8 protein-coding genes and 2 pseudogenes are annotated in these 14,845 nt (G+C 61.7%); 6 read left to right on the forward strand and 4 right to left on the reverse strand.

The annotated features are described in order from the left end of the window. Positions 1-121 precede the first annotated feature (121 nt). Positions 122-1,585 (reverse strand): glyceraldehyde-3-phosphate dehydrogenase, encoded by a 1,464-nt coding sequence (locus JN403_RS20515; protein ID WP_122538023.1) that lies wholly within the window; start codon positions 1,583-1,585, stop codon positions 122-124. Between the two features lie 169 nt (positions 1,586-1,754). Between JN403_RS20515 and mfd the strand changes: the two genes are divergently transcribed. The 3 genes and pseudogenes from mfd (at position 1,755) to JN403_RS20530 (ending at position 8,485) form a co-directional block, all read left to right on the forward strand. Further along, positions 1,755-5,237, forward strand: a complete 3,483-nt coding sequence (mfd, locus tag JN403_RS20520; protein ID WP_205484056.1) for a transcription-repair coupling factor — start codon at positions 1,755-1,757, stop codon at positions 5,235-5,237. Beyond that, positions 5,228-5,764 (forward strand): peptidoglycan binding protein CsiV, encoded by a 537-nt coding sequence (locus JN403_RS20525; protein ID WP_205484057.1) that lies wholly within the window; start codon positions 5,228-5,230, stop codon positions 5,762-5,764. Before mfd ends, JN403_RS20525 begins: the two co-directional genes overlap by 10 nt. Positions 5,765-5,777: 13 nt before the next feature. Then, a pseudogene (locus tag JN403_RS20530) lies at positions 5,778-8,485 on the forward strand (DEAD/DEAH box helicase). Between the two features lie 541 nt (positions 8,486-9,026). On the opposite strand, the pseudogene JN403_RS20535 reads toward JN403_RS20530, so the two are convergent. Then, a pseudogene (locus tag JN403_RS20535) lies at positions 9,027-10,687 on the reverse strand (VRR-NUC domain-containing protein). 162 nt (positions 10,688-10,849) lie between these two features. Here JN403_RS20535 and JN403_RS20540 point away from each other — a divergent pair. Beyond that, the gene (locus JN403_RS20540; RefSeq protein ID WP_205484058.1) at positions 10,850-11,353 is read left to right on the forward strand and encodes a nucleoside 2-deoxyribosyltransferase; all 504 of its coding nucleotides are present in this window, start codon (positions 10,850-10,852) and stop codon (positions 11,351-11,353) included. Positions 11,354-11,531: 178 nt separating this feature from the next. Here the strand turns inward: JN403_RS20540 and JN403_RS20545 are convergent, their stop codons facing one another. Both JN403_RS20545 and JN403_RS20550 read right to left on the reverse strand, forming a co-directional pair. Next, entirely contained in the window at positions 11,532-11,756 is a 225-nt protein-coding gene (locus JN403_RS20545) for a hypothetical protein (protein WP_205484059.1), read from the reverse strand. Positions 11,757-11,818: 62 nt separating this feature from the next. Next, positions 11,819-12,721 carry a LysR substrate-binding domain-containing protein gene (locus tag JN403_RS20550; protein ID WP_205484060.1) on the reverse strand — a complete coding sequence of 301 codons (903 nt, stop codon included), beginning with the start codon at positions 12,719-12,721 and terminating at the stop codon, positions 11,819-11,821. A gap of 102 nt (positions 12,722-12,823) precedes the next feature. On the opposite strand from JN403_RS20550, the gene JN403_RS20555 reads away from it, so the two are divergent. Further along, positions 12,824-13,921, forward strand: a complete 1,098-nt coding sequence (locus JN403_RS20555) for an AbrB family transcriptional regulator (RefSeq protein WP_122538008.1) — start codon at positions 12,824-12,826, stop codon at positions 13,919-13,921. A gap of 93 nt (positions 13,922-14,014) precedes the next feature. Further along, a complete protein-coding gene (locus tag JN403_RS20560) occupies positions 14,015-14,797 on the forward strand; it encodes an exodeoxyribonuclease III (RefSeq protein WP_205484061.1) in 783 nt (260 codons plus the stop codon). Positions 14,798-14,845 lie beyond the last annotated feature (48 nt).

Genomic DNA, 14,845 nt, shown 5'->3' on the forward strand with positions numbered 1-14,845 from the left:
GGCCGGTTCGCTGGACTTGCTCGCACATGAAAACGCCCCGAACCAGTCGGGGCGTTTTTTTACTTCGCAGTTCAGCTTGCAGCTTGAGGCTTACCGCTTACCGCTTATCGCTGCTTTCAACCTACTTCGGGAAAGCCGGCGGGTTGACCCCGGTCATTTCTTCCATCACGCGGACCACCTGGCAGCTGTAGCCAAACTCGTTGTCGTACCAGACGTACAGCACAACGCGGTTATCCATGGCGATAGTCGCTTCAGCATCAACGACGCCGGCGTAACGCGAGCCGACGAAGTCGGTGGAGACCACTTCCAGGGAGTTCACGAAGTCGATCTGTTTGTGCAGATCGGAGTACAGCGCGGTGTGGCGCAGGTACTCGTTCATCTCTTCGCGGGTGGTGGCCGTCCCCAGGTTCAGGTTGAGGATGGCCATCGAGACGTTTGGCGTTGGAACGCGGATCGCGTTGCCGGTCAGCTTGCCGGCCAGCTCGGGCAATGCCTTCGCCGCTGCAGTGGCCGCGCCGGTTTCGGTGATAACCATGTTCAGCGCGGCGCTGCGGCCACGGCGATCGCCCTTGTGGAAGTTGTCGATCAGGTTCTGGTCGTTGGTGTACGAGTGAACCGTCTCAACGTGACCGTTGACGATGCCGAACTTGTCGTTGACTGCCTTGAGCACCGGCACGATGGCGTTGGTGGTGCAGGATGCCGCGGAGATGATCTTGTCATCGGCGGTGATCTGCTGGTGGTTGATGCCGTGCACGATGTTCTTCAGCTTGCCCTTGCCCGGTGCGGTCAGGACCACGCGATCGATACCCGGGCATTGCAGGTGCTGACCCAAGCCGTCGGCGTCACGCCATACGCCGGTGTTGTCGACCAGCAGCGCGTCCTTGATACCGTATTGGGTGTAGTCCACCTCGGCCGGGTTCTTGGCATAGATCACCTGAATCAGGTTGCCGTTGGCGCAGATGGTGTTGTTGGCTTCATCGATGGTGATGGTGCCGTCGAAAGGACCGTGGACCGAGTCACGGCGCAGCAGGCTTGCGCGCTTGACCAGATCGTTTTCAGCGCCCTTGCGGACCACGATGGCGCGCAGACGCAGGCCGTCGCCGCCACCGGTTTTTTCGATCAGGATGCGTGCCAGCAGACGACCGATGCGGCCGAAGCCGTACAGGACGACGTCAGTGCCCTTGCGCTCGCCGGAATTCTGCTGGCCAATGACTTCGGCCATTTCTTCGCGGATGAATTCTTCAGGAGTGCGGCCATTGGCTTCGGCCTTGTACTTCACCGCCAGCTTGCCCAGGTCCACCGAAGCGGCGCCCAGTTTGAGCTCGCTCATGGCTTTGACGAGGGGGAATGTCTCGTGTACGGACAACTCGCTGGCGTCGGCCTGGCGGTGACGCGCAAAGCGGTGTGCTTTGAGAATCGCGATGACTGAACGGTTGATCAGGCTGCGGCCATAGATCGAACTCACCACATTATTATTGCGGTAGAGCTGACCGATAAGCGGGATCATCGCCTCGGCGAGGGCTTCACGATCGATCCATTCACCAAGACACTGGTCGGGCTTCTGAGTCACGGGAACCTTCCACATGTAGGGGCTGAAAAAAGGGACTACATTATGCACAGGCCTTTGTTTATGAGCAATCCAGACTTTTCACGAGCTGGAGCACTACATAATTGCGAGCGCACAAAACTGACAGCGTCTCTGCGGATTAGTTACACTCCCCGGCTTTGCCGCAACGCCTGGAGCTTTAACTTCCGTGCCCGTTCTGCGCCTACCGATTCTGCCTGCTGCAGCAGGCAAACAACATTGGGGTAACCTCCCCGGTGCCGCCCTGAGTCTCGCCATTGCCGAGGCTGCCAGCGCCGCGAAACGCTTCACTCTGCTGCTCACCGCAGACAGCCAGAGCGCCGAGCGACTGGAGCAGGAACTGAAGTTTTTTGCCCCTGATCTGCCGGTCCTGCATTTCCCCGATTGGGAAACCCTGCCCTACGACCTGTTCTCGCCCCATCAGGACATCATCTCCCAGCGCATCGCCAGCCTGTACCGGCTGCCGGAGTTGGTGCACGGCGTACTGGTGGTGCCGATTACCACCGCCCTGCACCGTCTGGCGCCGACCAGCTTCCTGCTGGGCAGCAGTCTGGTCCTCGACGTGGGCCAGAAGCTCGACGTCGACGCCATGCGCACCCGCCTTGAAGCCAGCGGTTATCGTTATGTCGACACGGTGTATGAGCATGGCGAGTTCACCGTCCGTGGCGCGCTGATCGACCTGTTCCCGATGGGCAGCAAACTGCCTTACCGCATCGACCTGTTCGATGACGAGATCGAAACCCTGCGCACCTTCGAGCCGGAAACACAGCGCTCCATCGACAAGGTCGATTCGGTGCGTCTGTTGCCGGCCAAAGAATTCCCGCTGCAGAAGGAAGCGGTGACGCGTTTCAAGGCGCGTTTCCGCGAACGCTTTGACGTCGACTTCCGGCGCAGCCCGATCTTTCAGGACTTGAACAGCGGCATCACGCCGGCCGGTATCGAGTACTACATTCCGTTGTTCTTCGAAGAAACCTCCACGCTGTTCGACTACCTGCCCCAGGACACCCAGGTGTTCTCGATGCCAGGGATCGAAGCGGCGGCCGAGACCTTCTGGAAGGACGTGCGCAACCGCTATGAAGAACGCCGGGTCGATCCCGAGCGGCCGTTGCTGCCGCCGGCGGAGCTGTTCCTGCCGGTGGACGATTGCTTTGCCCGCCTGAAAAACTGGCCCCGAGTGGTCGCGAGCCAGGATGACGTCGAAAGCGGCGTCGGTCGCGAGCGTTTTCCGGCGCAGGTCCTGCCGGATCTGGCCATCGAAGCCAAGGCAAATCAACCGCTCGCGGCGCTGTCGAAGTTCCTCGGCGAGTTCCCGGGACGCGTGCTGTTTACGGCCGAATCCGCCGGTCGCCGTGAAGTGTTGCTGGAGCTGCTCGAACGCCTGAAGCTGCGCCCGAAAACCCTGGACAGCTGGCAGGAGTTCGTCGACAGCAAGGAGCGTCTGGCGATTACCATCGGGCCGTTGGACGAAGGCCTGGTGCTGGAAGAGCCGGCGCTGGCGCTGGTGGCGGAAAGCCCGTTGTTCGGCCAGCGGGTGATGCAGCGTCGTCGTCGCGACAAGCGCGCCGACAGTCACGCCAGCGATGCCGTGATCAAGAACCTGGCCGAGCTGCGTGAAGGCGCCCCGGTGGTGCACATCGACCACGGTGTCGGCCGTTACCTGGGGCTGGCTACGCTGGAGGTCGAGAACCAGGTCGCCGAGTTCCTCATGCTGGCCTACGCCGAAGAGGCCAAGCTGTACGTGCCGGTGGCCAACCTGCACCTGATCGCTCGCTACACCGGCAGCGATGACGAGCTCGCGCCCCTGCACCGTCTGGGTTCCGAAGCCTGGCAGAAAGCCAAGCGCAAGGCCGCCGAACAGGTGCGCGATGTGGCCGCCGAGCTCCTCGATATCTATGCCCGCCGCGCGGCACGCGAAGGGTATGCCTTCGCCGATCCGAAGCTTGACTACGACACCTTCAGCGCCGGCTTCCCGTTCGAAGAAACCCCGGATCAGCAGACCACCATCGAGGCCGTGCGCGCTGACATGCTCGCGCCCAAGCCCATGGACCGTCTGGTCTGCGGCGACGTCGGTTTCGGCAAGACCGAAGTGGCCATGCGCGCGGCGTTCATCGCCGTGCACGGCGGCCGCCAGGTGGCGATTCTGGTGCCGACCACCCTTCTCGCGCAGCAGCATTACAACAGTTTCCGCGACCGCTTCGCTGACTGGCCGGTGACGGTCGAAGTCATGAGCCGCTTCAAATCGGCGAAAGAGATCAACGCCGCCGTGGCCGACCTGGCCGAGGGCAAGATCGACATCGTCATCGGCACCCACAAGTTGCTGCAGGACGACGTCAAGATCAAAAACCTGGGGCTGGTGATCATCGACGAAGAGCACCGCTTCGGTGTGCGTCAGAAGGAACAGCTCAAGGCCCTGCGCAGCGAGGTCGACATCCTGACCCTCACCGCGACGCCGATCCCGCGCACCCTGAATATGGCCGTGGCCGGCATGCGTGACCTGTCGATCATCGCTACCCCGCCGGCGCGTCGTCTGTCGGTGCGCACCTTCGTCATGGAGCAGAACAAGCCGACCGTCAAAGAAGCGTTGCTGCGTGAGTTGCTGCGCGGCGGTCAGGTGTACTACCTGCACAACGACGTAAAGACCATCGAAAAATGCGCGGCGGACCTGGCCGAACTGGTGCCGGAAGCGCGCATTGGCATCGGCCACGGGCAGATGCACGAGCGCGATCTCGAACAGGTGATGAGCGACTTCTACCACAAGCGTTTCAACGTGCTGATTGCTTCGACCATCATCGAGACCGGCATCGACGTGCCGAGCGCCAACACCATCATCATTGAGCGCGCCGACAAGTTCGGTCTGGCCCAGCTGCACCAGTTGCGCGGTCGGGTCGGGCGCAGTCACCACCAGGCGTACGCCTACCTGCTGACGCCGCCGCGCAAGCAGATCACCCCGGATGCCGAAAAGCGTCTGGAGGCGATCGCCAACACCCAGGACCTCGGCGCAGGCTTCGTGCTCGCCACCAACGACCTGGAAATCCGGGGCGCCGGCGAACTGCTCGGCGACGGCCAGAGCGGGCAGATTCAGGCGGTGGGTTTCACCCTGTACATGGAAATGCTCGAACGCGCGGTGAAGTCGATCCGCAAGGGCGAGCAGCCGAACCTCGACCAGCCGCTGGGTGGCGGTCCGGAGGTCAATCTGCGGGTGCCGGGGCTGATTCCCGAGGCCTATTTGCCGGACGTTCACACGCGCCTGATTCTGTACAAGCGCATTGCCAACGCCGCCGACGAAGAGGGTCTCAAGGACCTGCAGGTCGAGATGATCGACCGCTTCGGTCTGTTGCCCGAGCCGACCAAGAATCTGGTGCGCCTGACGTCGCTGAAGTTGAAGGCCGAGCAACTGGGCATCAAGAAAGTCGACGCCGGGCCCCAGGGTGGGCGCATCGAATTCGCGGCGGAAACCCCGGTCGACCCGCTGACGCTGATCAAGCTGATCCAGAGCCAGCCTAAACGGTACAAGTTCGAAGGCGCCACGCTGTTCAAATTCATGGTGCCGATGGAGCGCCCCGAGGAACGCTTCGCCACGCTGGAGGCGCTGTTCGAGCGCTTGACCCCACCGCCTTCCAAAAATCGGCTTAAGGATTCACCATGGGTTTGATCCGTTCCTTCACCCTGCTGCTGGTGCTGTTTGCCCCGGCGGCCTTCGCCGATGGCGCCTATCAGGTGGAACTGATCCTTTTCCGCCAGAACGGCGAGCCGGCGGCGACCAATCAACCGGCGCCGGAAGACTGGGCCGCCGGGGCGCAACAGCTGGGCGCGGACAGCCAGACGCCGACAGCGCTGAACGGTCTGGCGAACAAGCTCGAATCAAGCGACGGCTATAACGTGCTGCTGCACAAAGCCTGGCAACAGGACATCAGCGCCACACCGAGCAAGGTGGCGATCAGTGACGGCCAGGAGCAGTTCGGCCACTTCCCCATCGAGGGCACGGTGAGCCTGGGGCTGGCGCGCTTTACCGACATCGACGCGAACTTCTGGGTCAACCAGCTGGACAGCCACGGCGTGCTGGTGACCAGCGAGCGCATGCGTCAGGCGACCCGGGTCAGAAATGGAGAACTTACTTACATGGACAACGGAAGCCTCGCCATGCTGATCAAGGTTTCTCCCGTCCAGCCACCCCGTTGACGCAGGCCTAGACGTGGCGTCCAACCTGGAAAAAGCCCTCGCCTTGCCGTGGGAACCACTATTTAAAACGCAATCCGTCGAGCGGGGTCTAGAGTACGCGCGGCAGCAGCGCGTGATGCTCGAACACTTGAGCGGAGATGTCGTGCGCACGGTTTGCCGGGGCTCAAGCCTGGAGATCTATACCCAGACGCTGCTGTTCAAAGACCCCGAGCGCACGCGCAATTTCATCGTCGGCAAATGCACCTGCCCGGTCAGAAACAACTGCAAGCACTGTGCGGCGGCGCTGTTCTTTTTGCAGGACCCGGAAAACAGCCCCGGGATTCTGGCAGCGGTCGACGGCGAATCGGTTGCGCGCAGGCCGAAAGTCGTCGAGCAAAAACCCAAGCTGCCCGAGCGCCTGGAAAAAACATCAAGCCCGAACCGCGGCTGATTCTCGCCAGCTTCGAGTACAGCGCCTACGAGCCGCGCAACGGCAAGATGCAGCGGCACATCCAGCACCGCGCGGCCCTGGCGTTTCGTTATCGCGAGTCCTATGTGTCCGGCGTGCCCGCACCCGGCCGTGGCGGCGACATCCTCTGGCATCTGCCGGACGAAATATTGCGCACGCGCCGCCATCCGGAGCGTGAAGGCGAGTACCGCAAGCAGCTGCAGGAGCTGGGGTTTCGCATCGCCACCCGGCAGAGCAAGGCGCTGCCCGACAGCGCCGGCGAAATGTTCGAGCTGCCCACCGACAAGGCCTGGCTGAGCTTCATTCTCGACGAGTTGCCCCGCCTGCGCGCCGAAGGCTGGCAGATCGAAATGAGCGAAGACTTCGGCTTCGACGTGACCCCGGTGGACGACTGGTACGCCGTGGTCGACGACGAGCCGGAGCGCGACTGGTTCGATCTGGAGCTGGGAATCATCGTCAACGGCGAGCGGCTGAGCCTGCTGCCGATCCTGATAAACCTGCTGCGCACCCACCCCGAGTTGATGACCGCCAGCGGCATTGCCAAGCGTCGGGACGACGAGCAGTTGCTGGTTCAGCTCAACCATTTCACCCAGCGTGGCGGCGTGCCGATCCAGGTGGCGCTGCCTTATGGCCGGCTGAAACCGGTGTTGGCGACCCTCGGCGATTTCTACTGGCGCGAGGACGGCAACAACGCCATTCGCCTGAGCACCGCCGACGCCACGCGGCTCCGGCAGCTGGATGACCTGCCGCTGGTGTGGCAAGGCGGCGACCGGCTGCGGCAGTTTTCCGAGCGACTGGTGAACATCAAGGATGTGCGCGGCGAGGTGCCGGAAGGCTTGAATGCGACGTTGCGGCCTTATCAGCTGGAGGGCTTGAGCTGGATGCAGGCACTGCGCGAGCTGGAAGTCGGCGGCGTGCTCGCCGATGACATGGGCCTGGGCAAGACCCTGCAAACCCTGGCGCACCTGCTGCTGGAGAAACAGGCCGGGCGACTGGACCGGCCGGCGCTGGTGGTGATGCCCACTAGCCTGATCCCCAACTGGATGGACGAGGCGAAGCACTTCACGCCGCAACTCAACGTGCTGGCGCTATTCGGCACCCAGCGGCATCAGGATTTCAAGCACATGCAGGAGTACGACCTGATCCTGACCACGTACGCGCTGCTGCCCCGCGACGTCGAAGTGCTCAGCCAGCAACTGCTGCATGTGCTGGTGCTCGATGAAGCGCAATACATCAAGAACCCCAACAGCAAAGCGGCGCAGGCGGCGCGTCAGTTGAACGCCCGGCAGCGTCTGTGCCTGAGCGGTACGCCACTGGAAAACCACCTGGGCGAGCTGTGGTCGCTGTTCCATTTCCTGATGCCCGGCTGGTTGGGGGATGCCAAGCAGTTCAACAGCAATTACCGCACGCCGATCGAGAAGCTGGGCAACGAGCAGCGCCTGGAGCACCTCAACGCGCGGATCAAGCCGTTCCTGCTGCGCCGGACCAAAGAGCAGGTGGCGACCGAATTGCCGCCGAAGACCGAGATCGTGCATTGGGTCGAGCTCAATGACACCCAGCGCGATGTGTACGAGACCATGCGTCTGGCGATGGACAAGAAAGTCCGCGACGAGATCACCCGTAAAGGCGTGGGGCGCAGTCAGATCATCATTCTTGAAGCGTTGCTCAAGCTGCGTCAGGTCTGCTGCGACTTGCGGCTGGTCAACAGTGCGCCGGTCAATCCGCGGCAGTCCAGTTCGGGCAAGCTCGATAGCCTGATGGAGATGCTGGAGGAGTTGTTTGCGGAGAACCGCAAGATTCTGTTGTTCTCGCAGTTCACCTCGATGCTGGAGTTGATCGAGGCGGAGTTAAAGCAGCGCGGCATTGCGTATTCGCTACTGACCGGGAAAACCAGGGATCGGCGGGTGCCGGTGCAGGATTTCCAGAGCGGCAAGCATTCGATTTTTCTGATCAGTCTGAAGGCAGGTGGCACGGGGCTGAATCTGACGGCGGCCGATACGGTGATTCACTACGATCCGTGGTGGAACCCGGCGGCGGAGAATCAGGCGACGGATCGGGCGTATCGGATTGGTCAGGATAAGCCGGTGTTCGTGTACAAGATGATTGCGCGGGGGACGGTGGAGGAGAAGATTCAGCATTTGCAGCAGGAGAAGGCGGCGCTAGCGGCCGGTGTGCTGGATGGGCGCAAGGCCGGGGACTGGAAGTTGCAGGATGAGGATATTGCGGCGTTGTTTGCGCCGTTGCCGGTGGTGGCCAAAAAGGTGAAACGCTAAGGACATCAAGATCAAGAGCGTCTGCCTGGGGGCAGACTGTTTCGCCTTCGGCGAGTTACTTGGAAAAGCACCCCAAGTAACCAAGGGTGCTTGCTCTCGGTTGGGCCCTTCCTTCGTCAGGGTACCCTCACTCCGACGACGCTCCGTGGGCCCGCGCCGAACGGACATCCATGTCCTGACGGCGCTCTCGCCGCATCCATGCGGCTCGGCCCACTCCGCGTCGTCTGCGTTCGGCCTGCACCAAAGTCGCGATTGGCGGTGACTGGTCTTCTTTCGTACGAAGATCAAAAGCGCGCTTACGCTTAGTAGGACCGGCTTTAGCCGGGAAGCCTTTGATTTGATCGTTCCCACGCTCTGTGGGAATGCATCCTCTGACGCTCCGCGTCACCGGTCTCACTGATGCAACGCGCGCTTTTAGTGGGACCGGCTTTAGCCGGGAAGAGGCCAGCTGAGGCGCTGGATTTTTTGGATCTGTTTGTAGGGGACTGATTATTTACAGCGCTTCACCGTAAATTAATCTGTCCCCGCGTCAGCCAATCGCTCACCCCGCCGCCCGTACTTCTTCCTCCGCCCATTTCACGTAACACACCACAACAGGCATGTCGTGTTCGGCGCAGAAGTCGATCCAGCGCAGTTGGTTGTCTTGCAGGCGGTCGCCGGGACCTTTGACTTCGATCATTCGGTAGCGGCGTTGTTCGGGGTAGAACTGGATGAGGTCGGGCATGCCGGTGCGGTTGGCTTTGATGTCTTGCAGCAGGCGGCGGAACCAGCGTTTCAGGTGTTGAGCCGGGAGGCAATGCAGCGCTTGGTCCAGCAATTCGGGGGTCAGGGTGCCCCAGAACACGAAGGGTGATTGCAGGCCGAATTTGCTTGCGTAGGTGTCGCGGATCACCGCTTCGTAGCGCTGGTCGTCGAGTTGCGCCAGGCATTCGTCGAACAGGGCCGCGCGGCGCTGGTAGAAGTCCGGGCTGTAGAGGTCGCTGGGGGCGCTGTGGAACGGGTGGAAAAAGCCCCCGGCAACGGCGCAAAAATCGCCCGCCAACAGAGCAGACCAAACAGCGAATTGACCAGCGCATTCTCGACGTAATGCACCTCGCTGCCCTCTTCCGCCAAGTGCTGCTGAATCAGCCGTTCGACGCTGTGATCGGGCAGCGGCAGCACGCTTAGATCAAGCCGGCTGACCGTACGCTTCAATCTTTTCTGCACACTGCCTTCGCCCAGCTTGCGCTTGAGACGCGGCTGAATGCGCAGCAGGTGCTGGGTTTCTTCGTCGTTTTCCGGCGCCGATTGCGCTTGCAGCAGCAACGTCATTGCGTCGAGGAATTGCTCGCTACGTTCGAGCACGCGAATCCTGCGCACACGGGCGCCGGGGTAACTGGACTGCGCGTAGACACTGAGCGCCAGCGGCCAGTCCTGCTCGCGCTCGGCTTGCTGACCGATCTTGAACAACAGCTTGGCGCGACGCATGGCCAGCCAGGGGTTGTCGGTCTGGACCGCCAACGCCTGCGGAGCCAGGTCGGCCAGTGCCATGCCGTCGTCCAGCGCCTGTCGACAGCGGTGCAGGTGCAGGCAGATGTCGATGTCGGCGCGTTGATTGATGCCGCGGGACTCGACGGAAAATTCGACTTTCTCGTAGCGATAGATGCCCAGGTCCGCGAGGACGAACTCCGACCATTCCTGGTACAGATTGCCGAAGTACAGCAGGCGAAGCCGGTCGCACAGCGGCATGACCTGGAGGGCGAAAATCACTTCTTCGAAGCCGGCAAACCAGTGTTCCAGGCGCTGGGGTGCTTCGTAGATCGGCAACAGGCGCTGCAAGAGGTCGGATTTTTTCTCGGCGCTTTTGACGCCGTGGGCTTTGAAACACTCGCCCAGTTCATCTTTGCGCAGCAGCGCGAACAGGGCGTGGAGGTCCAGATGGGGTTGACCGTCGACCCAGCCTGTTTCCAGCAACGGCGCGGCGGCCAGTCGGACATCGCCGATTTCTGCGTAATCCAGCTTGCTGGCGCGAAACAGCGTGCCTTTGCGCATGACCATGCGCACCAGCAACGCCTGTGCCGGTTGCGGCAGCTGGGCAAAATCGTCGATGAAACGCCGCTCGTCTTCATCGAGCAGGTCGTCGTAGCGCTGGGCGATCCAGTTCAGCACCTGGCGGAAGTTTTCCAGGTAGTAAAACGGATTGTCGAGGGGAGAAAGGCTCACGGCGAGGTCACGTAAAGGCTGACGGAAGAGCGTCAGGATACTGGTTATCCGTACAGATTCCAGCCTTGCCTGCTGTAGGATGGCGCCGGCCCGATCAACGGCGCAGACCAAAGGGCCCTGTCCACCCGCTACACTCCCTCAACGTATTTTCAGGAGATCGCCATGCCTTCCACCGGCAAACCCCTTGTTTATCTCGCGGGCTTCGACGTGTTTCGTGCTGATGCCATCGAGCACGGTCGCGCGTTGAAAGCGTTGTGCGATCAGCACGGTCTGGAGGGGTTGTACCCTTTCGATAACGACGTGCCCCAAGGGCTTACGCCTGAAGAAGCGGCCGCGGTCATTTGCAACGCCAATATCGCAATGATCAAACGCTGCGACGGCGTGCTGGCGAATCTAAACGCATTTCGTGGTGCCGAGCCGGATTCAGGCACCGCCTTCGAAGTGGGCATGGCCGTCGCGCTGGGCAAGCCGGTCTGGGCGTATTTTGAAGCAAACGGGTCGCTACGCGACCAGATCGAACATGACGCGGCGGGCTTCGATGCGCAGGGGTTTCAGGTGGAGGATTTTGGGCTGCCGCGCAATTTAATGCTGGCGTGTACCTGGGCTGGCAGTAGCGATAAGGCCGAAGAAGCGATTGAGGCATTGGCTGCGCATCTGGCTGGCTGAACCCAACCCCTGTAGAAGTGAGCTTGCTCGCGATGGCGTCGTATTTACCGCTGAAAATCCAGCGGATGTACTGGCCTCTTCGCGAGCAAGCTCGCTCCCACAAGGTTTGCATCTGCTGCGAGACCGCGGAGCAGTTTACGACTGGAGATATCCTACAATCGGGCGCTGACGCCCTCTTCTACTCAAGGTTCGATGAACTGATGTCCAGCTTGTCAGTGTCCGCAAACTCGTCCAGGTCCAGTTCGCTTAAATCCAGCTCGCCCTCGGGATCGCGGTCTTCGTCGGAGTCGGCGTCGTTGAGGGGCGATTGATCACCGCCGAAATGATCGCCATCGTGTGCCAGATAGGCCATTGATTGGGTGTCTGGCTGGCGGGTCTGTAGCTGCATCTGTACCTGCATCATTGAGGCTCCGAAAGTGAATGGCTCCACGCAGGCTAACCCAACCGGCGGGGTAAAAGCACAGCTCAGGACCAATTGAGGAAAGATCCGCCGTCATCGCGCAGCATCTGCACCATGGCGTGGGCGGCAGGCGACAGATAGCCCTCGCGGCGCAGCATCACGCAAATGGTCCGGGTCATGGTGGTCTGTTCCAGCGGCACCTCGCGCAGGTCCTGCATGTTCTTGCCGAACTCCAGCGTCTCCCGGGCGATGAAACTCAGCAGGCTGGTCTGGGCGATCAGCCGAGGCAGCAGGGAAATCGAGTTGGACTCGATCTGCACTTCCGGCAGCGGCAGGTTGTGGCGGGCGAAGGCGTCGTCGACCCAGATCCGCGACGACACCCCCGCAGGCGGCAACACCCAACGGTACCGACTCAAGTCGCGCATCTCGAATGGCGCAGTGAAGATCGGGTGATTGCGGCTGGCGATCACCACCGCTTCGTCGGTGAGGATCGGGTAGTAGGTGAATTCCTCTTCGGCGCTGCGCTGGGCGCAGATGATCATGTCCAGGTGCCCGGAGCGCAGTTGCTCGCGGAGCATGTCGTCCTGGCCGATCACCAGCTTGAGCGTGACCTGCGGCGAGCGTTTGAGCAGCGCGCTGGTCAGTTCCGGCAGCAGGTACTCGGCCATGGTCGCCGCACAGCCCAAACGGATATCCCCTACCGCGCCACTGGCGAAATCCCGCACCTCGCGCTGGGTCTGGGCGATGCTTTGCTGCAACACCTTGCCCCGCGCCTGCAGCAGTTCGCCCACGGGGGTGAGCTTGATTCTGCGGCCGTCGCGCTGGAACAGTTTGGTACCGAAGGATTCCTCCAGCCGCTGGATGCTTTTGGTCAACGCCGGCTGGCTGCGATTGAGCTTTTCCGCCGCGCGCCCCAGGTGACCGAGCTCGGCGATGGTTTCGAAATAGGTCAGGTCACGCAGGTCCATATATCAACCAAAGCTATCAATTCATGATTATTAGAAAATAGACTTGATCGATTGCGCTGTCGATACTGGGCGTCATTGGAAAACACCTATCAGGAAACGCCAATGCTCTGGAGATCCGCGTTGCCACGCCCCACCTCGTTCGCCCTCGCCCACCAGCACCCGCTCATCCAATGGTTGCTGCTCATCCTCATGGCCGGTAGCGCCGGCCAACTGTTCAAATACTTTCACGTACCTGCCGCGCTGTTTCTCGGGCCCATGCTGGTGGCGATCGGCTTCGGCGTCGCCGGGGCCAGCATTCGCCTGAACAAGCACGTGTTCCGTCTCGGTCAGGGCACGGTCGGGGTGCTGGTCGCCCATTCCATGACGGTCGGCGTTCTGCTGGCGGCGATGCAGTCGTGGCATGTGATGGTCTTCGCCACCTTGCTCACCGTCGCGCTGAGCGCGGTGGTCGGGATTGCCATGGCGCGGTGGGGCGGCATTCAGAGCAGCACCGCGGCGTGGGGCACTTCGCCGGGCGCAGCGTCGGCGATGGTTGCGATGTCCGAGGATTACGGCGCCGATTCGCGGGTGGTCGCCACCATGCAATACGTGCGGGTGGTCTGCGTGGTAATGGTCGGCGCGCTGGTCAGTCGGCTGCTCGGCGCCGATGCTGGCGGTTCGGAGGCTCACAGCACGGACGCACTGCTGCACGGGATGAACCTGCTCAATCTGGGCTTGAGCCTGCTGGTGATCGGGGTCGGCGTGACGCTCGGCAGTCGCTTGCCGGCCGGGGCGTTGCTGGTGCCCTTGTTGCTTGGCGGCGCGTTGCAGCTGAGCGGCGTGCTGCAGATCACCCTGCCCACCTGGGTACTGGCGATTGCCTACGGCGCGATCGGCAGTTACATCGGCTTGCGCTTTGATCGGGTGACCATCAGCTATGTCTGGCGGCGGCTGCCGGCAATGATCGCTGGCGCGCTGGTGCTGATTCTGCTCTGCGCCCTGTCGGCCTGGGGCATCGCGGAAATCATGGGCAAGGACTTTCTCTCGGTGTATCTGGCCACCAGCCCCGGCGGCCTTGATGCCATGGCGATCATTGCCATCGACACCCACTCGGACGTCGGTTTCGTGCTGGCGATGCAGACCCTGCGGCTGTTCGCTGTGATCGTGACGGGCGCGTACATCGCCCGGCAAGTGATTCGTGTGTCGCAACGCTTCGCCTGAAAGAACGCAGGCAAATCCAGCGGCACGCACGCCGATGGAATCTTAATCGAACCGGCGACCTCCAACGCTGCACACTCATTGGAGGCGAACGCCATGGCCAAGTTGAAAATCGCCACGTTCAACATCAACGGCATCCGCGCGCGTTTGCCCATTCTGTTGCAATGGCTGGAAAAGGAAGCGCCCGACATCGTCTGTTTGCAGGAGCTCAAAGCCGCCGACACAGCCTTCCCCGCCGACGACATCCGCAATGCCGGCTACGGTGTGATCTGGCAGGGCGAGCCGTCGTGGAACGGCGTAGCGATTCTGTCCCGGGACAGTGAGCCGCTGGAGATCCGCCGGGGTTTGCCAGGCAATGAAAAGGACAAGCACAGCCGCTATCTGGAGGCGGCTGTTCAGGGCGTGATCGTCGGTTGCCTGTACTTGCCCAATGGCAACCCGCAGCCGGGGCCGAAGTTCGACTACAAACTGGACTGGTTCGAGCACTTCATCACCCACGCCGACTCGCTGCTCAAGAGCGAGCATCCGGTGGTGCTGGCCGGTGACTACAACGTCATCCCCACCGACAACGACATCTACAACACCCGCTCATGGCTCAAGGACGCCTTGCTGCAACCGGAAAGCCGCGCGTGCTTCGAGCGTTTGCTGGAGCAAGGCTGGACTGACGCCCTGCGCGCGAAATTCCCGGACGAGCGGATTTACACGTTCTGGGATTACTTCCGCAACCACTGGAAGACCAACTCCGGGCTGCGCATTGACCACCTGCTGTTGAGCAAGGACCTGGCGCCCAAGCTTAAAAACGCGGGGGTGGACCGCTGGGTCAGGGACCTGCCCCACGCCAGCGACCATGCACCGACGTGGATTGAGTTGAAGGTTTGACCGAGATGCGCAAATCCTCAAACAACACATAACCTGCAGGAGTGACCC

This window comes from Pseudomonas sp. 15A4 (assembly GCF_016925575.1).
Taxonomy (GTDB): domain Bacteria; phylum Pseudomonadota; class Gammaproteobacteria; order Pseudomonadales; family Pseudomonadaceae; genus Aquipseudomonas.

What these genes read in the sequence shown, in the direction of transcription:
- JN403_RS20555 (WP_122538008.1), top strand. Translation starts at nt 12,824, where the DNA reads ATGCTCTGGAGATCCGCGTTGCCACGCCCCACCTCGTTCGCCCTCGCC.
- JN403_RS20550 (WP_205484060.1), bottom strand. Translation starts at nt 12,721, where the DNA reads ATGGACCTGCGTGACCTGACCTATTTCGAAACCATCGCCGAGCTCGGT.
- JN403_RS20560 (WP_205484061.1), top strand. Translation starts at nt 14,015, where the DNA reads ATGGCCAAGTTGAAAATCGCCACGTTCAACATCAACGGCATCCGCGCG.
- JN403_RS20540 (WP_205484058.1), top strand. Translation starts at nt 10,850, where the DNA reads ATGCCTTCCACCGGCAAACCCCTTGTTTATCTCGCGGGCTTCGACGTG.
- JN403_RS20545 (WP_205484059.1), bottom strand. Translation starts at nt 11,756, where the DNA reads ATGATGCAGGTACAGATGCAGCTACAGACCCGCCAGCCAGACACCCAA.
- JN403_RS20525 (WP_205484057.1), top strand. Translation starts at nt 5,228, where the DNA reads ATGGGTTTGATCCGTTCCTTCACCCTGCTGCTGGTGCTGTTTGCCCCG.
- JN403_RS20515 (WP_122538023.1), bottom strand. Translation starts at nt 1,585, where the DNA reads ATGTGGAAGGTTCCCGTGACTCAGAAGCCCGACCAGTGTCTTGGTGAA.